The organism is Streptomyces krungchingensis (genome assembly GCF_054729265.1).
In genome coordinates this window covers 8,983,997-9,004,128 of the sequence record NZ_JBPUKY010000001.1, presented here as the reverse complement: position 1 = coordinate 9,004,128, position 20,132 = coordinate 8,983,997, and the positions used below count along the sequence as shown (strand labels likewise).

Below are 20,132 nucleotides of genomic sequence, written 5' to 3'. Positions count from 1 at the left end.
ACTGTCAGACAGAATTCAACAGAAGCGCGCGACGGAACGCGCTTGCGGGAGGGGTGGCAACAGGGGATCCGGCCACCCTGATTGAAACTTTTCAAAAACGGAATCCATCATTCGACCCGCGGGGATGCCGCTGGTGGGCGATGATCGCGGCACGCGGATAGCGTGAGGGAATGATCCGGTTCGAGCAGGTCACCAAGCGCTATCCGGACGGCACGACCGCCGTGGACGGCCTCTCCTTCGAGGTGGCCGAGGGCGAACTCGTCACGCTCGTCGGCCCGTCGGGCTGCGGCAAGACGACGACCATGATGATGGTGAACCGGCTGATCGAGCCGACGTCCGGACGGATCTTCGTGAACGACGAGGACATCGCCACGGTCGACCCGGTGCGGCTGCGGCGGCGCATCGGGTACGTCATCCAGCAGGTCGGCCTGTTCCCGCACCGGACGATCCTCGACAACACGGCGACGGTGCCCACTCTCGTCGGCTGGAAGAAGGCGAGGGCACGGGCCCGCGCAGCCGAACTGCTCGACCTGGTGGGCCTGGACCCGGCGACGTACGGACCGCGTTATCCGGACCAGTTGTCGGGCGGTCAGCGCCAGCGGGTCGGCGTGGCGCGGGCGCTCGCCGCCGATCCGCCCGTGCTGCTGATGGACGAGCCCTTCGGGGCCGTCGACCCGGTGGTGCGGGAGCAGTTGCAGGACGAGTTCCTGCGCATGCAGGAAGCCGTGCGCAAGACGGTGCTGCTGGTCACGCACGACATCGAGGAGGCGGTGCGGCTCGGCGACCGCATCGCGGTGTACGGCCAGGGCCGCATCGAGCAGTTCGACACGCCCGGCGCCGTTCTCGGTACTCCCGCCACGCCGTACGTCGCCGACTTCGTGGGTGCGGACCGCGGCCTGAAGCGCCTGTCGGTGACCACCATCGAGGCCGACGACCTGGAGCAGCCGCCGATCGCGCGGCTCGACGAGAGCGCCGGACGGGCCGCGGAACGGCTGCGGGCCGAAGGCGCCCGCTGGGCCGTGGTGCTCGACGCCGGCGGCGATCTGCACGGATGGGTCGGCCGGGACGAACTCGGCGCGGGCGGCCTGGTCCGCGATCTGGCGCACCGGATGAACTCCTGGGTGCCCGTGGGCGCTCCCCTGAAGCAGGCGTTCGGGGTCATGCTCCAGCACGACGCGGGCTGGGTCGCCGTACTGGACGGGGCGCGCTTCCTCGGCGTGCTGACCCCGGCCAAGCTGCACGAGACGCTGCGCAGGTCGGTGGACGCGGACGCGCGGGGTGTGTCACGCGGTCAGGTGGACTTCGACTCGGTGGCGGACGCCTGAGCCGCGCCGGACCGATCCGGTCACCGCGTCCGGAGGGGTCGTGCGCCCGGCACCTGCCCGGTCGAGGCGGGGCCCGTCGGGTCAGGTCAGCAGCCCCTTGTCCCGCAGATAGGTGCGGGCCACGTCCTCGGGCAGCCGTCGCCAGCTGTCCACCTGCCGGTTCAGGGACGCCAGGTCGGCCGTGGTGAGGACGTCGTTGAGCTTGCCGAGCGCCTTGGTCACGCCCTCGCCGCCGGCCCGCGAACGGTTGACGACGGGCACGATGTAATCGGCGTTCTGCAGATGCTTGTCGTCGTCCAGCAGGACGAGCCCGAACTCGTCGAGGGTGGCGTCCGTCGTGGTGGTCAGCACCATCTGGTCCCGGCCGCTCTGCACGGCCCGCTTCGCCTGGGTGGTGCCGACGCCCTTCGGGTCGACGGCGACGACGTCGATGCCGTACGTCTTCTTCAGCCCCGGCTCGCAGTACGGCCGTTGCACGCACTCGTCGCCCGCCGCGAGCCGCACCTTCAGACCGGACCGCCCGAGGTCGCCGAGCGTCTTGAGGTGATGCTCCCGGGCGTACGCGGCGGACACCGCGAAGGCGTTCTGGTCGACGGCTCTGCCGGGATCGAGGACGGTGAGCCCGCGCGGCGTCGCCAGTGCGCGCAGCGCGGTCATGGTGGTTCCTAGGTCGGGCGAGCCGACGGGACGCGCGTCGGCACCGTGGGTCTTGGCGTTCAGCCAGTCCGCGAAGGTCGCCGCGTACTCGGGCACGACGTCGATCTGGCCCGATTCCAGGGCCGGTTCGTACAGTTCCCGGTTGGCGACGGTGATCGTCGACGTCTGGTAGCCGGCCTGCTTCAGCAGCAGCGCGTACATCTGCGCCAGCAGGTCGCTCTCGGTGAATCCGGCCGAGCCGACGACCAGATGCCTGCTGTCGCCGGGCGGGGCGGTGACCGAGCCCCGGTTCTCCAGCGACGGTCCGGTGGCGCAGCCGGCGAGCAGGAAGAAGGCGCCGGTCAGTACGGCGCGTCTCCTCACCGCGAGCCTCTCGCCCGGTGCGGTGCCACCCGCTCGACGACCTCGAAGACGCCCTCGACGAGCAGGGCGAAGACGGCGACGAGTACGGCACCGGCGACGACCTGGGGCGTGCTGGCCAGATTGAATCCCGCGGTGATGATCCGGCCGAGCCCGCCGCCGCCGGCGAGCGCGGCGATGGTGGCGGTCGCGACGAGCTGGACGGCGGCGATCCGCACCCCGGTCAGCACCATGGGGAGGGCGAGGGGCAGTTCGACCTGGATCAGGCTCTGCCGGCCGGTCATGCCCATTCCGCGGGCCGCCCGCACCACGTCGCGGTCGACCTCGCGCATCCCGACGTACGCGTTGGTGAGCAGGGGCGGCACGGCGAAGAGGACGAGCGCGACGACCGTCGGCCCTTCGCCCCATCTTCCGATCGGGGTGAGCAGGAGGAGCACCAGCACGGCGAACGTGGGCACGGCCCGGCCGACGTTGGAGAGGTTCACGGCGAGCGCGCCGCCCCTGCCGAGGTGCCCGAGGACGAGGGCGACGGGCAGCGCGATCAGGCAGCTGACGACCAGGCAGACGACCGTCAGGACGAGATGCTGGGCGAGACGGTGCCAGACGCCGTCGTCGCCCGACCAGTGCGCGGGGTCGGTGAGCCATCCCCAGGCCCCGGTCAGGGTGTTCATCCGCGGCTCGCCCGGGTCCAGGGGGTGATGAGCCGCTGCACCGCGAGGAGCAGGAGGTCCGCGGCGACGGCGATGACGACGCACAGCACCGACGCGGTGAGGACCTGCGCCTTGAAGAAGGTGTTCATGCCGGAGTAGATGAGATTGCCGAGCCCGCCGAAGCCGACGATGGCGCCGACCGTGACCAGGGACACCGCCGACACGGTGGCGATCCGCAGCCCGGCCATGCCCGCCGGCAGGGCGAGCGGCAGCTCCACGGTCAGCAGCAGCCGGACGGGCCCGTACCCCATGCCCCGCGCGGCCTGCCGGGTCTCCTCGGGGACGGCCCGCAGGCCCGCGAGGATGTTCCGTACGAGGAGGGTCAGCGAGTACAGGACGAGGCCCGCGACGACCAGCGCGGCGGACAGTCCGTAGACGGGCAGGAGGAGCGAGAACATCGCGAGCGACGGGATGGTGTAGAGGACCGTGGTCGCCGCGAGGACCGGGCCCGCGGCCACGCCCCAGCGACGGGCGAGCACGGCGAGCGGCACCGCGACGGCCAGTCCGATGAGGACGGAGACCGCGGTGAGCTGGAGGTGCTGGGCGACCGCGTCGAGGAGGATGTGCCGGCGGGTGCTCAGATACTCGCCGCAGATCCACTCGTTGCGCGCCAGGCAGTCGTCGGGGGGCGCGGTCACCCCTCCATTCCATCGGGGCGGGCGGCGCCCGGCGCGTTCTGGTGACCCGTACGGGGTGGCCCGCGTCCGGGGGTGTCGCTGGGTACACCCCGGAACAGGGGTCCTGCGGCCAGTGTGGGCGGACCCCGCTCTCCGTAGCGTCGTGGACGAGGCACAGGGCGTGCCGACGGAGGGTGATGACGATGTTTCACCGAGCGCGACGCACGAACGACCCGGGCCCCGCCGCCGAGGCGCTGCGGCTGGTCAAGGTCGGCAAGACCTACGGGACCGGGGCCGGTGCCGTGACCGCTCTGGACGGGGTGACGCTCGGTCTGGCACGCGGCACGTTCACCGCGGTCATGGGCCCCTCGGGGTCCGGGAAGTCCACGCTGCTGCAGTGCGCGGCGGGGCTCGAACGGCCCGACAGCGGCATCGTGAGGGTGGACGGGGCGGAGATGACCGGCGGCGGCGAGGCGGAGCTGACACGGTTCCGGCGCAGCCGGATCGGCTTCGTCTTCCAGCAGTACAACCTCCTGCCGACGCTGACCGTCGCCCAGAACACGATCCTGCCGCTCAAGCTCGCCGGCCGGCGCGTCGACCGGGCGCGGGTGCGGGAGGTGCTGACGGCCGTCGGGCTCGGCGGCCGGCTGGGACATCTGCCCGACCAGCTCTCCGGAGGACAGCGGCAGCGCGTGGCGATCGCCCGGGCGCTGGTGACCGAGCCCCGGGTGATCTTCGCGGACGAGCCGACGGGGGCCCTCGACACGCGCAGCGCGCGGGACGTACTGGTCCTGCTGCGGGAGGCCGTGCGGGTGCACGGCAGGACCGTGGTCATGGTGACGCACGACCCGGTGGCCGCCTCGTACGCGGACTCCGTCGTGTTCCTCGCGGACGGGCGCCTTGCGGGCGAGCTGCACGCGCCGACGGTCGACGCGGTGGCCGAGCGGCTGGCCCATCTCGGCGACGACGCCCTGCTGGAGGTGTGAGGGATGTTCGCTCTGGCCCTGCGTTCCCTGCGCAAGCGTCCCGCGCGCTGCACGGCGACCCTGCTGTCCGCGTTCCTGGGCGCGGCGATCATCATGACGTTCCATTCGATGCACGACACGGCCGGCCGGCCGGGCGTCGACCGGGTGAGCGCGGAGTCGCTGTCCACCGCGGCGAGCGTCGTCGGCGGGTACGGCACCTTGCTGGTGTTCTTCGCGGTGGCGTCGACGCTGACGGTCGATGTCCGTCGGCGCCGCGCCGAGATGGAGCTGTTGCGCTGCTCCGGGGCGACGCCCGCGCAGATCGGGCGGATGGTCGTCGGGGAGGCCGTCGTGATCGCGCTGGTGGGTGCGGTTCTGGCGATCGGTCCGGCGATGCTCGGCGGGCGCGCACTGCTGGGCGTCTTCCAGGACAGCGGCCAGGTGGCGCGGTCGGTGGACTACTCCTTCGGTCCCGTCGCGCTGATGTCCGGCATCGACATCACGGTGCTCGCGGCGGCGGGCGCGGCGTTCCTCGCGGTGCGCCGGGCCACCCGGCGGACCGTGCCCCGGCGCGGGGCACGAAGGTTCCTCGCGTACGGGGCGCTGGCCCTCGGCGCCGTGGCCGTCTGCTCGACCTTCGCCTTCTCGGCGCGGGACGCCGCCCTGATGGCGCCGCCCGCCTACGGCGCGATCCTGCTGTCCGTGGGGTGCGCGCTGGTGTCGCCGAAGCTGCTGACGGCCGTGCTGGACCGGCTGCCCCTGCCGGGAGCGAGCGGCTGGTTCGCCGTGCGGAACCTGCGGCGCCGCGCCGCGGAACTGTCCGCGGTCCTGATGCCGTTGATCCTGTTCACCTGCGTGGCGACGGCGACCCTGTACATGCAGGCCGTCGAGAACGACGCGATCGACGCCTCCGGTCTGCCGAAGTCCGTCGACGCCAAGAACCTGGAGACGCTGAATCTGGTGGTCGTCGGGATCATCGTGGTCTTCGCCTGTGTGATGCTGGTCAACTCCCTGTACGCGGCGACGACTTACCGGTCCGGGGAGTTCGGGCGGCAGCGGCTGGCCGGCGCGACACCGGGGCAGGTCCTCGCGACGGTCGGCGTGGAGAGCGTGGTCCTGACGGTGACCGGCGTCCTCTTCGGCACGCTGGCCGGGCTCGCCGGGATCCTCCCCTTCACGCTGGTCCGGTCGGACACCCTGCTGCCCGGCCGGGGACCGGGAATCTGGCTCGGCGTCGTCGCGGTCGCGGCGCTGGTGACGGTGGGCACGAGTCTGCTCACGGCCCGGCACGTCGTGCGGGCACCCGCGGTGGAGGCCGTGACCCTGGCCGCGTGATCGCGTACGGGCAGGGGCAGCCGCTCGTCGAGCGGCTGCCCCTGTCGTGTCGGGGGCGGGACGAGGGGCTCCGTACGGCGACTTGTCGGGCGGGACGCGGGCTCCGTACGGGGGCGGGTCGATGTCCTCCGCAGCGTTGGCACACGCCCGGTGCAGTGGCGACGATGGATCCAGGAGCCCTGCCCGACGACACACCCCGCCCGGAGGGGACGATGAGTCCAGACGCCCGTCCGGATGACGACGATCCGCGCAGACTGCGGGAAGAGATCGACCAGTTGAAGGAAGCGGTCACCTCGCACGCCGTCGTCGACCAGGCCATCGGCATGATGGTGGCGCTCGGCCGGGTGACACCCGAGCAGGGCTGGGCCGTCCTGCGGGAGGTGTCCCAGCACACGAACATCAAGCTGCGCGCCGTCGCGGAGATGATCATCGTCTGGGGGCAGGAGGGAGAACTGCCCGCTGACGTACACGCGGTCCTGGAGGAGACGCTCGACAAGTACGGGCCCACGGAGATCCCGGGTGCGCCACCGCCCCAGTGAGCCCGGACGCCCGGGTGCGCGGGTGTTTCGATCGCTCTCTCCCCGGTAGTCCGGAAGGAGCGAGGCACTGGCCAACCGCTCCCGGGAGGGTTCGGCAGTGAGCTCGCCACCGGCCGCCCTGCCGGGTCGACTCGGCAGGGCGGCCGGTACGGCGTACCGGGCACCGGGCACCGGGCACCGGGCACCGGGCACCGGGCACCGGGGTGCCTACGCCACGTCGGCGAGCGCCTGTTCCCGCACGGTGCTGCACGAATTGCTGATCAGCCGGGACACGTGCATCTGCGAGATGCCGAGCTGCCGCGCGATGCCGCTCTGCGTCATGCCGAGGAAGAAGCGCAGGTAGAGGATGGTCCGCTCCCGCTCGGGCAACTCGCACAGCAGGGGCTTCACGGCCTCCCGGTCGACGACCAGGTCATAGCCGGTGTCGGGCTCACCGAGGGCGTCGGACAGCGCGTACCCGTCGTCGGTGCCCGGCAGATCGGCGTCCAGCGACAGGGCGGTGAAGCTGTCCAGAGCCTCCAGGGCGGTCCGTACGTCGTCCTCGCACAGGTGGGCGCACTCGGCGATCTCGGTGACGGTGGGCCGCCGGCCCGGGATCGTCTGGGACAGCTCCTTGAGCGCGGCACGCACGCGGTTGCGCAGGTCCTGGACCCGGCGCGGCACGTGCAGGATCCACATGTGATCCCGGAAGTGACGCTTGATCTCGCCGGTGATGGTCGGGATGGCGTAGCTCTCGAAGGCGTGCCCCAGGGCGGGGTCGTAGCGGTCGACGGCCTTGACGAGACCCAGTGCGGCGACCTGGACGAGGTCCTCGACGGACTCGCCCCGGCCGCGGAACCGTCCGGCGATGCGCTCGGCCATGGGGAGCCAGGTCCTGACCAGTTCGTCGCGCAGGGCCTGCCGCTGCGGACCGTCGGGAAGGATGGACAGACGTTCGAAGGCTTCGGTGGTGTCGGGGGCGTCGTCGTGGGGGTGATGCGTCGTTCTCGCCGTGACGGACATGGTGCTCACAACTCCCTCAGGAGGTGCTGACTGAACAGTCACCATGGGAGAGCACGCACAGGGGCCGAGAGGAGACACCCGCGGTCCGGCACACCGGCTCCCACGGACGTGCCTCCTGTCCGAAGCACTCTTCTCCCAGTTTCCCTCTCTCGACACACGCAAACAAATTCGTGAATCATATGACGCCCGGCGATCGGGCGACGCTGGAGCGTGACCGGGTACGGACCCGGAGTCAGCCGCTGTGCCCGTGGCGTTCCCGCTCCCGCTTCCAGGACCACAGCCCGCGGGCCCGGTGGCCCTCGGCGAACACCGGCCCGAGCGGACCGACCCGCTCGATCGCCTCCGCCGTGCGCGGATCGTCGCGCCGGGCGAGCCCGTGGGCGGCCGCGAGGCGGACCGACCGGTCGTCCTCGCCGAGCAGGGCGGCCAGCGCGTCCGCGACGGCGCGTGTGTCGTCCCGGGACGCGGCCGGGCCTCCGCGGCGACGCCGCGCACGTCCGGGTGCGGGTCCCGCGCCGGCACGAGCAGTTCCCGGGTGGCGTCCGTCCAGGCCGGGGCCGTCCCACCCCGGCACCGCCTCGCCCGCGCTCCTCCGCACCTCGGGGTCGGGGTCCCGCACGAGGGCGAGCAGCGCGGCCGAGGCCGCGGGCGTGCGGGGCACTTCGTCTCCGGCGAGGACGTCCGGCACCCGCCGTCGGACGCGGGGTCCGGATGGCCGTGGTGGCGCACACCGCTTCGGCGTCCCCTGCCGCGACCGCCGACACGAGCCGGTCGCCGAGTTCACCGTCACCCATGGCCCGCCCCTCGCTTCGCTCGTCCCACTCCTTTCAGGGACGGACGCGGGCGGTCACGGGTTCAGCGGTGGCCGGGGTCGGGCGCGTCCGAGCGGCAGCCCGCGTCCCGTCCGGCGCGCTGGTGGGAGAGTCGCCTCGTGCCCTGGAGGTCTTACGGAGCCGTGACGTGACGGGCGCGCTGCTGCCGTGGAGCGGGGCCGCCGCCCTAGCGTGAGCCGCATGCGAGTACTGGTCACCGGCGACGCCGGGTTCATCGGGTCCCATGTCGTACGGGCGCTGCGGGCGCGGGGGCACGAGCCGCTCGCCTTCGACCTGCGCGACGGCCTCGACGTGCGGGACGCGGACGCGGTCGCCACCGCCCTCGCGACGGTGGACGCCGTGTGCCACCAGGCGGCGATGGTCGGTCTGGGCACGGGCTTCGGCGACGCGGCGGAGTACGTCTCGCGCAACGCCCTCGGCACGGCGGTGCTGCTGTCCGCGATGGCCGACGCGGGGGTGCGGCGGCTCGTGCTCGCCGGCTCGATGGTCGTGTACGGCGAGGGCGCCTACGCGTGCGGACGGCACGGCGCGGTACGGCCCGGACCCCGGGCCGTGACGGACCTGGACGCGGGCCGGTTCGAGCCCCGGTGTCCGCGCTGCGGTGCGGAGTTGACCCCGGGGCTGGTCGGCGAGGACGCCCCCGCCGATCCGCGGAACGTCTACGCCACCACGAAACTCGCCCAGGAACATCTGGCGGCCGCGTGGGCCCGGTCCACCGGCGGCAGCGCGGTGTCGCTGCGCTACCACAACGTGTACGGCCCCGGGATGCCCCGCGACACACCGTACGCCGGGGTCGCCTCCTTCTTCCGTTCGGCTCTCGCCCGGGGCGAGGCGCCACGCGTCTTCGAGGACGGCGGCCAGCGGCGGGACTTCGTGCACGTACGGGACGTGGCGGCGGCCAACGTGGCCGCTCTGGAGGCGGGTTCACCCGCGGGCGCGCTCACGGCCTACAACACCGGCAGCGGCGAACCGCACACGGTCGGCGAGATGGCCGAGGCCCTCGCCGCGGCGTCCCGGGGCCCCGAGCCCGTGGTGACCGGGGAGTACCGGCTCGGGGACGTGCGGCACATCACCGCCGACTCGACGCGGCTGCGGACCGAACTGGGCTGGAAGGCCGAGGTCGGATTCATCGAGGGAATGCGGGAGTTCGCGACCGCTCGGCTGCGTGGGGAGTAGCGGCGCGGGGGTACGCGACCGTGCGGCTGGGCGGGGACCAGCGGCACGGGAGTCGCACGCGCCGCGCGGGGACCAGCAGCACAGGAGCCGCGACCGCACGCGCCGCGCGGGAAGCAGCAGCACAAGAGCCCGCGACCGCAGACGCTGAGCGGGAAGCAGCGGTGCGGGAGTCCGTGACCGCACGGCTACGCCGGGAGCAGCGCCGCCGCACCTGCGCGGGGGCCCGCTCTCGCCCGCGTGTGCCGGTCACACCTCGGCCGTGGGCAGTCTGACCTCGAAGCGGCAGCCTCCGGGGACGTTGCGCACGGCCGCCCGGCCCTGGTGGGCCTCCACGATGCCCCGGACGATGGCAAGGCCGAGGCCGGCTCCGGCGGGAGGGGTACGGGCGTTCGTGCCGCGCCACCCCGTGTCGAAGACGCGCGGCAGGTCCTCCTCGGGGATGCCGCCGCAGCCGTCGGTCACGGACAGCACGACCCCCTCGTCCGACCGTTCGGCGGCGACCGCGACCGTACCGTCGGCCGGTGTCCGCCGGATCGCGTTGACCAGCAGATTGCCCAGGACCCGGCTCATCTCCTTGCCGTCCACCTCGACCGGGACCGACTCGACACGGTCGCCGACCAGCCGCACCCCGTGCTCGCGGGCCAGCGGGTCCGCGCCCGCGAGGGCGTCGCCGACGAGGTCGTACACACAGACGCGCGACGGGGAGAGCGCGAGTGCGCCCGCGTGGATGCGGGACAGCTCGAACAGGTCGCCCACCATGCCGTTGAGCCGTTCGACCTCGGTGCGCATCTGGCGCAGATAGCGCTCGGGGTCGGCCGCCACCCCGTCCTCCAGCGCCTCGGACATCGCGCGCAGTCCGGCGAGCGGGGTACGCAGGTCGTGCGAGATCCACGCGACCAGTTCGCGGCGCGAGGTCTCCAGGGCGCGCTCACGCTCACGGGACTTCGCCAGCTTCGCGCTGGTGGCCGCCAGTTCCCGTCCCAGGGCCTCCAGTTCGGCGGTCGCCGGGCCGTCGGGCGCGGCGAAGTCGCCGCCGTCGCCGAAGGAACGGGCGGCAAGGGTGAGCGCCCGGCTGCGCGCCACGACCCAGCGGCCCAGCAGCAGTGCGGTGGCCAGGGACACCACGGCCGCCATGGCGACGACCGTGGTCACCACGGTCAGGTCGTGCGAGGACAGGAACATCGCCCAGGCCACGGCGAGCGTCCCGGCGAGCATGGCGGTCACGGCGACCGCGGCCACGACGCCGAGCGACGCGGTGAGCGACCGTCGCCGCAGCAGCCACAGGGCGGCCGCGCCGAGCAGCCCGGCGGCCGCGGCTCCCAGGAAGGCGTACAGCGCCATGAGCAGTATGTCGTGCATGGTCAGGCCGCCTCCTCGCGCGGCAGGGCGGTGGTCATGGACGGACCGCCTCCTCACGGGGTGTGCCGTCGAAGCGGTACCCGACGCCCCACACCGTCTGGATCAGCCGGGGGCTCGCCGGGTCGTCCTCGACCTTGCCCCGCAGCCGGCGCACATGGACCGTGACGGTCGACAGGTCGCCGAAGTCCCAGCCCCACACCTCGCGCATCAGGTCCTCGCGGCTGTAGGCCCGGCCCGGATGACGCAGGAAGAAGGCGAGGAGGTCGAACTCGCGGATGGTGAGGGCGAGTTCCTCGCCGTGCTTGGTGGCCCGACGGGCCGCGGGGTCGACGGCCAGTCCGGCCGTGGCGAGGGGCCGGGCCACCGGGACGGGCCTGCTGCGACGCAGCACCGACTCCACGCGCAGCACCAGTTCGCGGGGGCTGAAGGGCTTGGTGACGTAGTCGTCGGCGCCGACCTCCAGACCGAGGATCCGGTCGTCCTCGTCACCTCGCGCGGTGAGCATGATGACCGGCACGGGGCCGTGGCCACGCATCCGGCGGCACACCTCCAGCCCGTCCATGCCCGGCAGCATCAGGTCCAGCACCACCAGGTCGGGCCGGTGCGCGGCGGCGCGGGCGAGCGCGGACGGCCCGTCCGCGGCACGGTCCACCAGGTATCCCGCGCGGTCGAGATAGCCGGAGACGACCTCGGAGACGGTCGGATCGTCGTCCACGACCAGGACACGGGCGGCCTCCCCGTACCCGCCGGGAACGCGCGCGGCGGGTACGGCCTCACGGAGCCCGGAGCCGCCGTGCGCACCGTCCTCCGAGCTGTGTCCACCGTCCTCTGAGCCGTGTCCACCGTGCCCGGAGCCCTCGTGTCCACCGTGCCCGGAGCCGCCGCGTACACCGTGCTCCGAGCCCTCGTGTCCCCCGTGCCCGGCCCCGTCGTGCGCACCGTGCCCGGAGCCCTCTTGCGTACGAGGTCCGGGGGCTGCGTCCGGTCCGGCGCCGGACGGACGGTGCGGTCCGGCCGTCACGGGATCGCGAGGTGCGCCCTCCGGTGAGGTCTTCGGCCCCGGTCCCGCGGGCTCGGCGGAGCCGCGCGATGCGGGGTCACGGCCGTCGGGAGCTCGGCCGTCGGGGCCTGGACCGTCGGGAGCCGGAGCGTCCCGGCGCCGCGTGCCTGCGGATTCGTACGGCTGCTGCATGTGTCCAGCCTCCCACCGGCCCGTCGCCGATGCCGCCGGCCCGGTCCGACGTCCGTGTTTCGTAAGGATCCGAAGTCCGATATCTCCCCTTCGCGTTCGTAGGGTGAACGCCGTGACGACCTCTCCCTCCCCGGACCCGGAAGTCGACGTGGTCCTGCCCTGCCTGGACGAAGCCGAGGCCCTTCCCTGGGTGCTCGCCCGCATCCCGCCCGGCTGGCGCGCCCTCGTCGTGGACAACGGTTCCACCGACGGCTCGGCGGAGCTGGCCCGCGCCCTCGGCGCGACCGTCGTGCGCGAGGAGCGGCGCGGCTTCGGCGCCGCCTGCCACGCGGGCCTCACCGCCGCCACCGCGGACATCGTGTGCTTCTGCGACTGCGACGCCTCGCTCGACCCGTCGCTGCTCGTGCCGTTCGTGCGCGAGGTACGCGAAGGCGGGTCCGACCTGGTGCTCGGACGGCGCCGCCCACGCGAACACGGCGCCTGGCCCGCGCACGCCCGCGCGGGCAACGCCGTGCTCGCCCGGATGGTGCGCCGTCGCACGGGGCTGCGGCTGCGCGACCTCGGGCCGCTCCGCGCGGCGCGCCGCGAACCCCTGCTCGCCCTCGGCCTCACCGACCGCCGCAGCGGCTACCCGCTCCAGATGGTCGTCCGCGCCGCCGACGCCGGCTGGCGCGTCACCGAGCACGACGTGCCCTATCTGCCGCGCACCGGCGCGTCCAAGGTGACGGGGACCTGGCGCGGCACCTGGCACGCGGTGCGGGACATGCGCCGTGTGCTGGCCGAGCCGCCCGGCGCCGTCCCCGCGGCCACCCCGTCCCCCGGAGGAACCAACCAGTGACCACGCTCCTCGTCATCGCCAAGGAACCACGGCCGGGACGGGTCAAGACCCGCCTGACGCCTCCGTTCACGCCCCGGGAGGCGGCGGCGCTCGCGGAAGCCGCGCTCGTGGACACCCTGCGCGCGGTGGCCGCGACGCCCGCGGCGCGCCGTGTCCTGGTGCTCGACGGTGCGCCGGGCGCCTGGCTGCCGCCCGGCTTCGACGTCGTACCGCAGTGCGCGGGCGGGCTCGACCAGCGGTTGGCCGCGGCCTTCGCCGGCTGCACCGGACCCGCGCTGCTCATCGGGATGGACACGCCCCAGGTGACGCCCGCGCTGCTCACCGTGGACTTCGCCGGCTGCGACGCCTGGTTCGGGCCGGCCGAGGACGGCGGCTTCTGGGCTCTGGGGCTCGCCGCACCCGATCCCGCGCTCCTGCGGGGCGTTCCGATGTCGACGCCCACCACCGGCGCCGTGCAGCGGGACCGCCTCACGGCCGCGGGACTGCGGGTGCGCGATCTGCCCCGGCTGCGGGACGTCGACACGGCCGCGGACGCGCGGGCGGTCGCCGCCTCGGCACCAGGTGGCCGTTTCGCGGCGGAGCTGAGCCGCCTCGGAGCGGCGGCCGGTGACCGATGAACGGCGCCCGCGAGACCACCACCGCCGAGGTCGCCGGTCCGGACCGGTCGGCGGCCGCCCCGGGCGCCGGCGCACCGGGCCCCTGGGGCGCCGACCCGTACTCGGATGCCCTGGCGCGCGGCCGGGGCCCGCTCTTCCTGCGCCGGACCGACGGCTGGCTGCTGCCCCTGGAGGTGGAACGCTGGTGCGCGCGGGCCGACGCGGTGGACCTCCAGCTCCTGGGGCGCTGCGAGGGCGCCGTGCTGGACGTCGGCTGCGGCCCCGGGCGGCTGGTCGCCGAGCTCGCGGCCCGGGGCCACCGCGCGCTGGGCATCGACGTGAGCGAGACCGCGGTGGCCCGGACCCGGCGGCTCGGCGGACAGGCGCTGCGCCGGTCCGTGTTCGAACCGCTCCCCGGTGAGGGACGCTGGGACACCGCGCTGCTCGTCGACGGCAACATCGGCATCGGCGGCGACCCGGCCGCCCTGCTGCGCCGGCTGTCCCGGCTGGTGGTACCCGGCGGCCTGCTGCTCGCCGAGACGCTCCCGGACGTGGACGTCGACGAACGCGTCAGTGTCCATGTCGTCCGGGCCCTCGACGCCCAGGGCGGCGGCGGGCCGGCGTTCCCCTGGGCCCGCGTCGGCACCCCGGCGCTGTTGCGGCACGGGGTGCGCGCGGGCTGGCGCCCGGAGGGTCAGTGGGCGGCCGGCGGGCGCTCCTTCGTCGCCCTGCGCAACCGGTCCGACCGCGCGGCGCGCCACGTCCGCAGGACGAGCAGCGCCGCCGAATCGCCGAACAGCACCGCCGTGATCAGCAGCCAGCGGGCGAGGAAGCCGTCGCCGGGCAGGCCGGTCGCGGACCGGTAGTGGTCCGCGACCTGCCCGGTGACGAGCGGGAACCACACGAGCAGGAGGAGCGCGGAGAGCGCCGCCGGGACACGGACGTGGACCGTCCACTCCCGGCGGCCGGCCCTGTCCAGGGCCCCGGTCAGCACCCGGTCGGCACCCGCGTACAGGGGCACCAGCACCAGGTCGTGCAGCACGGCCGCGCCCACGAACCAGAGCGCGACGGCGAACCAGTCGTCCGCGAGGAGCCGCACCCCCGCGTAGCCGGCGAGCGCGAACGAGCAGGCGAGCAGGAGGAGTTGCAGCGGGCTCCCGACGTACGAGCGGAGCGGGCGCCGCGTACCGAAGAGCGCGGGACCGGGCCACCGAAGTGCCGGTCGCCGCATCTCGGGCCACCGCATCGCTGATCGTTTCACTGCGGGTCGTCGCACCACGGGCCGCCTCATCACAGGTCCCCGAACGTCATTCGGGCCACCCATTTGGTGTTGAGCACACCGGGCGCCGCGGGGACGATGACGCGCGCCGGGTGGCCGTGATCGGGCGTCAACGGCGCGCCGTTGACGAAGAGCGCGAGCAGGGACCGCGGGTCGCGCACCTGGTTGTCGCGCAGCGCCGCGCTGCGGAAGGCGCCGTGCCGCTGGAGGGACTCGACCAGGACGTCGGGCGCTGCCTGGGGCTCGTACCCGACGAGTGCCGCCAGGTCACGCAGCCGTACCCCCCGCCACCACTGGTCGGAGGTGGACCAGCCCTCCACGCACGCGATGGGCAGGGCGGCACTGTGCTGCGGGAGTCCGAGCAGATCGGACCTGCTCAGCCGCACCGTGCGGCCACCTCCCCGCACGACCAGCCGCCACGCCTCCTCGGTCGTCTCGCTCGCGCTGATCCCCCGTGACACGGCCGTCTTGTTGATCTGGAACCCGGCGGGTCCGCCGCCCGGTTCGGGGCCACCGTGCGGCGTGAGCAGGGCGGTTCGGCGCAGCGGCCCGTCGAAGCTGCGGCCGGCGGTCGTGACGAACAGCAGCAGCGAGCCGCCGCCCACGACACCGAGGGCGCCGCGCCGCGAGACGGTGGGCTCGGCGGGGTCCGGCGGGACCAGGTCGCCCTGTTCGTCGTGCGGGTGGCGCAGCGCGCGCAGGGCCGCCCGCGTCTTGAGCACGGCGTGCGCCACGAACGCTGCGAAGAACACCCAGGCCCCGTAGAAGTGCAGCGGGTAGAACGAGCCGGGGAAGACGTAGTCCAGCTGGACGTTCAGGATCCCCGTGGTGAACTCGAACAGCCCGCCACCGACCAGCAGGAGCAACGAGATCCGCTCCAGCGCGTGGGCGAGCGACCGGGCGGGCGGCAGCGCGAACAGCTTCGGCACGACCGACCACAGCTTCGCGAGCAGGACGGGGACGAGCACGATGCCCAGCGTCACGTGCACGCCCTGGGTGAGGCGGTACAGCCAGACCGGGCCGGTCGGCCAGGAGAACAGGTAGAAGCCGAGCAGCCCCTTGTCCGGGGTCTTGTCGTTGACCGGCGACAGATCCGGGTTGTAGGCGGCGTACGACACGAGCCCGGTGACGAACAGCACCGTGATCCCGCCGAGCAGGACGACGCCGAGCACGGCGGTGAACCAGGGGCCGCGTACCGGGCTGCGCCAGAACGCGGGCGAGGAGGGAGACCGAGGCATGGCCCGACCGTAGGCCCGCGGCACCACCCGAAAGGGGCCGCGAACCATGACGAAACTCTGACGTCCGCACGAGCGGCGGCGGTCGAGGGGGTGCCGCGGCCTAGCGTGCCGGTGTGAACCGCGATCTTCTCCGTGACCTGTACGCCGTGCTGGCCGCCGCCCTGCTCGTCGCGGCCGCCGTCCTCATCGGCGACCGGATCGAACACCGCGACGGCACCCTGCACGTGTCCTGGCCACCGCTGTACGCCCACTGGGAACCACACGTGGGCCCCGGCACCGCCGCCGCGCTCGTCGTGGCGGTCGCCGTCGTCGCGTACGGTCCGCGCCTCGCCGCCCGGCTGCCCTGGCGCGCCCTGCTGTGGGCCGCCTGGGGCACGGCCCTGGCATGGACGTTCGCCCTGGCGCTGGTCGACGGCCCGCAGCGCGGGATCGCGCGGCGCCTCACGACCGAGTACGAGTACCTCCAGGTCATCGACCGTTTCCACGACATCCCGGGCACGCTGCGGGACTTCACCCACCACATCCTGATCCACTCGCCGGACCACTGGCCGGCCCATGTGGCCGGGCATCCCCCGGCCGCCACCGTCACGTTCGTCCTGCTGGACCGGATCGGGCTGGGCGGCGGCGCGTGGGCCGGGGTCTGGTGCATCGTCGTCGGGGCCGCCGCGCCGGCCGCGGTCCTCGTGGCCGTGCGGGTGCTCTGCGGGGAGGCACTGGCCCGCCGCGCCGCGCCGTTCCTCGTGCTCGCCCCGGCGGCCGTATGGATGGGCACCTCCGCGGACGGCTACTTCGCGGCCGTCGCCGCGTGGGCCGTCGCGTTCCTCGCCCTCGCCGTCACCGGGCACCGCCCCCGGGCCTGCGGTCTCGCCTCCGGCCTCCTGTTCGGCCTCACCTGCTACCTCTCCTACGGGCTGACACTGTTCGCGCCGATCGCCGCCGCCGCGCTGCTGCTCGGCTCCCGTCGGCTGCGCCCGCTGCCCTATGTCGTCGCCGGGGCCGCGGTCGTGCCGCTGGTGTTCACCCTGCTCGGCTTCGACTGGTGGGAGGCGTACCGACTGCTGGTCACCCGCTACTACGAGGGCGCGGGCGGCATCCGGCCGTACGGCTACTGGGTGTGGGCGAACCTCGCGTGCACGGTGCTGGTCGTGGGCCCGGCGACGGTGGCGGGGCTGCGACGGGCCTGCGCGACGCCCGTGCTCGGTGAGCTACGGGCCGTTCTCCGCAAGGGACCCCGGATGCCCGGCAGTGTGCCGGAAGCCCGTCTCGCGCTGCTCGTGCTCGCCGCCCTGCTCGCCCTCCTCGTCGCGGATCTGTCCGGGATGAGCAAGGCGGAGACGGAGCGGATCTGGCTGCCGTTCGCGATGTGGCTGCTCGCGGCGGGCGCGCTGCTGCCCCGGCCCCGCGGGTGGCTCGCCGCGCAGGCCGTGCTCGCCCTGCTCCTCAACCATCTGCTGCTGACCGGCTGGTGACACCGGAGCGTCCCGGTGTCACCGGCCCGACCGGGCGTCCGGCGGGTGCCCGGCGTGCGCCTCGGGCGGGTGCCCGGCGCGGGCGTCCGGCGGGTGCTCTGCGCGGGCGTGCGGCGGGTGCCCCGTGCGGGCGTCCGGCGTGGGCGCCGTCACAGGTGACAGAAGCTGTGAACAAGCGCTTAGATAGTGGGGCCCGACCTGGCCCGTGCCGAGCTGGAGGCCCCGTTGCTTTTCACGTCCGTCGACGATGTCACCGCGCGCCTCGCCGAGACCGGCTACCTCGCGTCGCCCGCCGTCGCCACCACGGTGTTCCTCGCCGACCGGCTCGGCAAGCCGCTTCTGGTGGAGGGCCCGGCCGGCGTCGGCAAGACCGAACTCGCCAAGGCCGTCGCCCAGGTCGGCGGGGCCCGGCTGATCCGCTTGCAGTGCTACGAGGGGGTCGACGAGTCCCGGGCGCTGTACGAGTGGAACCACGCCAAGCAGTTGCTGCGCATCAGCGCCGGGCGGGACGAGACGTGGGACGAGACGCGCACCGACATCTTCAGCGAGGAGTTCCTGCTGCCGCGGCCGCTGCTCACGGCGATCCGCGGGGACGACCCCAAGGTGCTGCTCATCGACGAGACCGACAAGGCCGATGTCGAGGTGGAGGGCCTGCTGCTCGAAGTGCTCAGCGACTTCCAGGTGACCGTCCCCGAGCTGGGCACCGTCACCGCGACCCGCCGCCCGTTCGTGGTGCTCACCTCGAACGCGAGCCGCGAGCTGTCCGAAGCGCTGCGCCGCCGCTGTCTCTTCCTCCACATCGGCTTCCCCGACGAGGAGTTGGAGCGCCGGATCGTACGGCTGAAGGTGCCGGGCCTCGACGCGGCGCTGACGGAGTCCGTGGTGCGGGTGGTCGGCGCGCTGCGCGAGATGGACCTGCGGAAGGTGCCTTCGGTGGCGGAGACCATCGACTGGGCCCGCACGCTCCTCGCGCTCGGCGCGGACACCCTGGACGAGACCGTCGTACGCGACAGCCTGGGCGTCATCCTCAAGCATCAGGACGACGTCCTCAAGGCGGCGGCCAAGCTCGACCTGGACTCCCTGTGACCTCTCCGGCGCCCGCCGCGGACCTCGCGGAACGGCTGACCGGCCTGGTCGGCGCGCTGCGCTCGCACGGTGTGCGCATCGGCACCGGGGAGAGCGTGGACGCCGCGCAGGCCCTGGAGGCGCTCGGCCTCGCCGACCGCGAACGGCTGCGCGAGGGGCTGGCCGCCACGCTGCTGCACAACCCCGGACAGCGGCGGGTGTTCGACCCGGTCTTCGACGTGTACTTCCCGCGCCGCGTCGGCGCCCTGGACGCCGACACGACGGTGGACCGGGAGGACCTGCGCGACCGGCTGGCCGAGGCGCTCGCCGCCGACGACCGGGCGATGCTGGCCCGGCTGGCCCAGGAGGCCGTGGCCGGCTTCGGCGGCTACGGCGCCACGCCGGGCGGTGACGGCTGGTCGTCGTACCAGGCGCTGGACCGGCTGCGTCCGCAGACCCTGATGGCCCGGGTCCGGGACACCGTCCGTGCCCGCGGCGACGCCTCCGGTTTCACCGACCGGCTGCTGGAGGACGAGATCCGGCGGCGCATCGAGGAGTTCCGGCGGCAGGTCGCCACGGAGGCGCGGCGCCGGGTGGCCGAGCGGCGCGGCCGGGACGAGATCGCGCGGCGGGCGGTGGCGCCGACCGCCGACCGGGTCGACTTCCTCTTCGCGGGGCGCGACCGGCTCGCCGAACTGCGCAAGGTGGTGCAGCCGCTGGCCCGCAAGCTGGCCACCCGGCTCGCCGCGCGCCGCCGCCGGGCCTCCCGCGGCACCATCGACCTGCGCAGGACGCTGCGCGGCTCGCTGTCGACGGGCGGGGTGCCGATGCGGCCCGTGCTGCGCAGGCGTCGCCCCGTCCGGCCGGAACTGGTCCTGGTCTGCGACGTGTCGGGTTCCGTGTCGGGGTTCTCCGACTTCACGATGCTGCTGGTGCAGGCGCTGCACGACCAGTTCAGCAAGGTGCGGGTGTTCGCCTTCGTCAACCGGATCGACGAGGTGACCGGCCTGCTGCAGCGCGGCGCGGCCGACTCGGACGGACTGAGCGCCCGCATCCGTGACGAGGCGACGCTGACGGGGTGGCACGGCAGCAGTGACTACGGTGTCGCGTTCGGGGAGTTCACCGAGCGGTACGCCGACGCCGTGGGCCCCCGCACGACCGTGTTCGTCCTCGGTGACGCCCGCACGAACATGAGCGACCCGAACCTGCCGGCCGTGCGGGACATCTCCGAGCGGTCCCGCCGCACCTACTGGCTGAACCCCGAACCACGTTCCCAGTGGGGCACCGGCGACTCCGCCGCACCCGCGTACGCCGGGCTCGTCGAGATGCACGAGTGCCGCAACGTACGGCAGCTCAGCGCGCTGATCGCCAGGCTGCTGCCGGTGTGAACGCGCACGCGAGCGGTGTCGCCCGCGACGATCCACCCCTCAGTCATGCCGCGAATCGGCGGAACGGTCGGTGGATTCGCAGTCGAGTCGGCCTGCTCCGACGGGCGGTCGATGAAGTCGGCGTCGGGTCAGTGTTCGGCCGGCCAGGGCCGACACCGCCGACCACGCCATGGAGTCACGGGCGTCTCC

At 73.8% G+C, this 20,132-nt stretch carries 19 protein-coding genes; 11 read left to right on the top strand and 8 right to left on the bottom strand.

Annotation, left to right across the window (positions count from 1 at the left end; genetic code table 11):
• The first annotated feature begins 170 nt into the window (after positions 1–170).
• On the top strand, positions 171–1,325 hold the full coding sequence (locus ACSYGO_RS39030) for an ABC transporter ATP-binding protein (protein ID WP_432173975.1): 1,155 nt from the start codon (positions 171–173) through the stop codon (positions 1,323–1,325).
• Positions 1,326–1,406: 81 nt separating this feature from the next.
• Here the strand turns inward: ACSYGO_RS39030 and ACSYGO_RS39025 are convergent, their stop codons facing one another.
• From ACSYGO_RS39025 to ACSYGO_RS39015, 3 genes are read right to left on the bottom strand one after another with little or no spacing between them, the layout of a single operon-like run.
• The gene (locus tag ACSYGO_RS39025; protein ID WP_460389521.1) at positions 1,407–2,345 is read right to left on the bottom strand and encodes an ABC transporter substrate-binding protein; all 939 of its coding nucleotides are present in this window, start codon (positions 2,343–2,345) and stop codon (positions 1,407–1,409) included.
• Positions 2,342–3,013 (bottom strand): ABC transporter permease, encoded by a 672-nt coding sequence (locus ACSYGO_RS39020; protein ID WP_432173977.1) that lies wholly within the window; start codon positions 3,011–3,013, stop codon positions 2,342–2,344. Before ACSYGO_RS39020 ends, ACSYGO_RS39025 begins: the two co-directional genes overlap by 4 nt.
• On the bottom strand, positions 3,010–3,690 hold the full coding sequence (locus ACSYGO_RS39015; protein ID WP_460389520.1) for an ABC transporter permease: 681 nt from the start codon (positions 3,688–3,690) through the stop codon (positions 3,010–3,012). The genes ACSYGO_RS39020 and ACSYGO_RS39015 overlap by 4 nt, the downstream gene beginning before the upstream one ends.
• 176 nt (positions 3,691–3,866) lie before the next feature.
• Here ACSYGO_RS39015 and ACSYGO_RS39010 point away from each other — a divergent pair, with 176 nt between their 5' ends.
• The 3 genes from ACSYGO_RS39010 (at position 3,867) to ACSYGO_RS39000 (ending at position 6,508) form a co-directional block, all read left to right on the top strand.
• Positions 3,867–4,655: an ABC transporter ATP-binding protein gene (locus ACSYGO_RS39010; protein WP_426676709.1), complete on the top strand. Its 789-nt coding sequence runs from the start codon at positions 3,867–3,869 to the stop codon at positions 4,653–4,655.
• Between the two features lie 3 nt (positions 4,656–4,658).
• Complete coding sequence (locus tag ACSYGO_RS39005) at positions 4,659–5,969, top strand: FtsX-like permease family protein (protein ID WP_432173980.1); 1,311 nt, start codon at positions 4,659–4,661, stop codon at positions 5,967–5,969.
• 212 nt (positions 5,970–6,181) lie between these two features.
• Positions 6,182–6,508 (top strand): ANTAR domain-containing protein, encoded by a 327-nt coding sequence (locus ACSYGO_RS39000; RefSeq protein WP_460389519.1) that lies wholly within the window; start codon positions 6,182–6,184, stop codon positions 6,506–6,508.
• Positions 6,509–6,715: 207 nt separating this feature from the next.
• Here ACSYGO_RS39000 and ACSYGO_RS38995 read toward each other — a convergent pair whose 3' ends face one another.
• Positions 6,716–7,510: a SigB/SigF/SigG family RNA polymerase sigma factor gene (locus tag ACSYGO_RS38995; protein ID WP_426676712.1), complete on the bottom strand. Its 795-nt coding sequence runs from the start codon at positions 7,508–7,510 to the stop codon at positions 6,716–6,718.
• Positions 7,511–7,742: 232 nt separating this feature from the next.
• Complete coding sequence (locus tag ACSYGO_RS38990) at positions 7,743–8,171, bottom strand: hypothetical protein (protein ID WP_460389518.1); 429 nt, start codon at positions 8,169–8,171, stop codon at positions 7,743–7,745.
• 352 nt (positions 8,172–8,523) lie between these two features.
• Here ACSYGO_RS38990 and ACSYGO_RS38985 point away from each other — a divergent pair, with 352 nt between their 5' ends.
• Entirely contained in the window at positions 8,524–9,519 is a 996-nt protein-coding gene (locus tag ACSYGO_RS38985) for an NAD-dependent epimerase/dehydratase family protein (RefSeq protein WP_460389517.1), read from the top strand.
• 246 nt (positions 9,520–9,765) lie between these two features.
• Here the strand turns inward: ACSYGO_RS38985 and ACSYGO_RS38980 are convergent, their stop codons facing one another.
• A complete protein-coding gene (locus tag ACSYGO_RS38980) occupies positions 9,766–10,878 on the bottom strand; it encodes a sensor histidine kinase (RefSeq protein ID WP_426676715.1) in 1,113 nt (370 codons plus the stop codon).
• Between the two features lie 34 nt (positions 10,879–10,912).
• Complete coding sequence (locus tag ACSYGO_RS38975; protein ID WP_460389814.1) at positions 10,913–11,599, bottom strand: response regulator transcription factor; 687 nt, start codon at positions 11,597–11,599, stop codon at positions 10,913–10,915.
• A 574-nt stretch (positions 11,600–12,173) separates the two neighbouring features.
• On the opposite strand from ACSYGO_RS38975, the gene ACSYGO_RS38970 reads away from it, so the two are divergent.
• From ACSYGO_RS38970 to ACSYGO_RS38960, 3 genes are read left to right on the top strand one after another with little or no spacing between them, the layout of a single operon-like run.
• A complete protein-coding gene (locus ACSYGO_RS38970; protein WP_460389516.1) occupies positions 12,174–12,908 on the top strand; it encodes a glycosyltransferase family 2 protein in 735 nt (244 codons plus the stop codon).
• Positions 12,905–13,525 (top strand): TIGR04282 family arsenosugar biosynthesis glycosyltransferase, encoded by a 621-nt coding sequence (locus ACSYGO_RS38965; RefSeq protein WP_426676717.1) that lies wholly within the window; start codon positions 12,905–12,907, stop codon positions 13,523–13,525. The genes ACSYGO_RS38970 and ACSYGO_RS38965 overlap by 4 nt, the downstream gene beginning before the upstream one ends.
• Positions 13,522–14,370, top strand: coding sequence for a class I SAM-dependent methyltransferase (locus ACSYGO_RS38960; RefSeq protein ID WP_460389515.1), 849 nt, complete (start codon positions 13,522–13,524; stop codon positions 14,368–14,370). Before ACSYGO_RS38965 ends, ACSYGO_RS38960 begins: the two co-directional genes overlap by 4 nt.
• A 424-nt stretch (positions 14,371–14,794) precedes the next feature.
• On the opposite strand, the gene ACSYGO_RS38955 is transcribed toward ACSYGO_RS38960, so the two are convergent.
• The gene (locus ACSYGO_RS38955) at positions 14,795–16,021 is read right to left on the bottom strand and encodes a molybdopterin-dependent oxidoreductase (protein WP_460389514.1); all 1,227 of its coding nucleotides are present in this window, start codon (positions 16,019–16,021) and stop codon (positions 14,795–14,797) included.
• A 113-nt stretch (positions 16,022–16,134) separates the two neighbouring features.
• Here ACSYGO_RS38955 and ACSYGO_RS38950 point away from each other — a divergent pair, with 113 nt between their 5' ends.
• The 3 genes from ACSYGO_RS38950 to ACSYGO_RS38940 all read left to right on the top strand — a co-directional run bounded on the left by ACSYGO_RS38950 (position 16,135) and on the right by ACSYGO_RS38940 (position 19,943).
• Positions 16,135–17,490, top strand: a complete 1,356-nt coding sequence (locus ACSYGO_RS38950; RefSeq protein WP_432173986.1) for a hypothetical protein — start codon at positions 16,135–16,137, stop codon at positions 17,488–17,490.
• Between the two features lie 225 nt (positions 17,491–17,715).
• Positions 17,716–18,576 (top strand): AAA family ATPase, encoded by an 861-nt coding sequence (locus ACSYGO_RS38945; protein WP_359504227.1) that lies wholly within the window; start codon positions 17,716–17,718, stop codon positions 18,574–18,576.
• Complete coding sequence (locus ACSYGO_RS38940; protein ID WP_432173987.1) at positions 18,573–19,943, top strand: VWA domain-containing protein; 1,371 nt, start codon at positions 18,573–18,575, stop codon at positions 19,941–19,943. The genes ACSYGO_RS38945 and ACSYGO_RS38940 overlap by 4 nt, the downstream gene beginning before the upstream one ends.
• Positions 19,944–20,132 lie beyond the last annotated feature (189 nt).

Excerpts from the sequence above, each read along its gene's own strand:
- ACSYGO_RS38980 (WP_426676715.1), bottom strand. The coding sequence starts at position 10,878 with ATGCACGACATACTGCTCATGGCGCTGTACGCCTTCCTGGGAGCCGCG.
- ACSYGO_RS39005 (WP_432173980.1), top strand. The coding sequence starts at position 4,659 with ATGTTCGCTCTGGCCCTGCGTTCCCTGCGCAAGCGTCCCGCGCGCTGC.
- ACSYGO_RS39010 (WP_426676709.1), top strand. The coding sequence starts at position 3,867 with ATGACGATGTTTCACCGAGCGCGACGCACGAACGACCCGGGCCCCGCC.
- ACSYGO_RS39020 (WP_432173977.1), bottom strand. The coding sequence starts at position 3,013 with ATGAACACCCTGACCGGGGCCTGGGGATGGCTCACCGACCCCGCGCAC.
- ACSYGO_RS39000 (WP_460389519.1), top strand. The coding sequence starts at position 6,182 with ATGAGTCCAGACGCCCGTCCGGATGACGACGATCCGCGCAGACTGCGG.
- ACSYGO_RS38955 (WP_460389514.1), bottom strand. The coding sequence starts at position 16,021 with ATGCCTCGGTCTCCCTCCTCGCCCGCGTTCTGGCGCAGCCCGGTACGC.
- ACSYGO_RS39030 (WP_432173975.1), top strand. The coding sequence starts at position 171 with ATGATCCGGTTCGAGCAGGTCACCAAGCGCTATCCGGACGGCACGACC.
- ACSYGO_RS38995 (WP_426676712.1), bottom strand. The coding sequence starts at position 7,510 with ATGTCCGTCACGGCGAGAACGACGCATCACCCCCACGACGACGCCCCC.
- ACSYGO_RS38960 (WP_460389515.1), top strand. The coding sequence starts at position 13,522 with ATGAACGGCGCCCGCGAGACCACCACCGCCGAGGTCGCCGGTCCGGAC.
- ACSYGO_RS38985 (WP_460389517.1), top strand. The coding sequence starts at position 8,524 with ATGCGAGTACTGGTCACCGGCGACGCCGGGTTCATCGGGTCCCATGTC.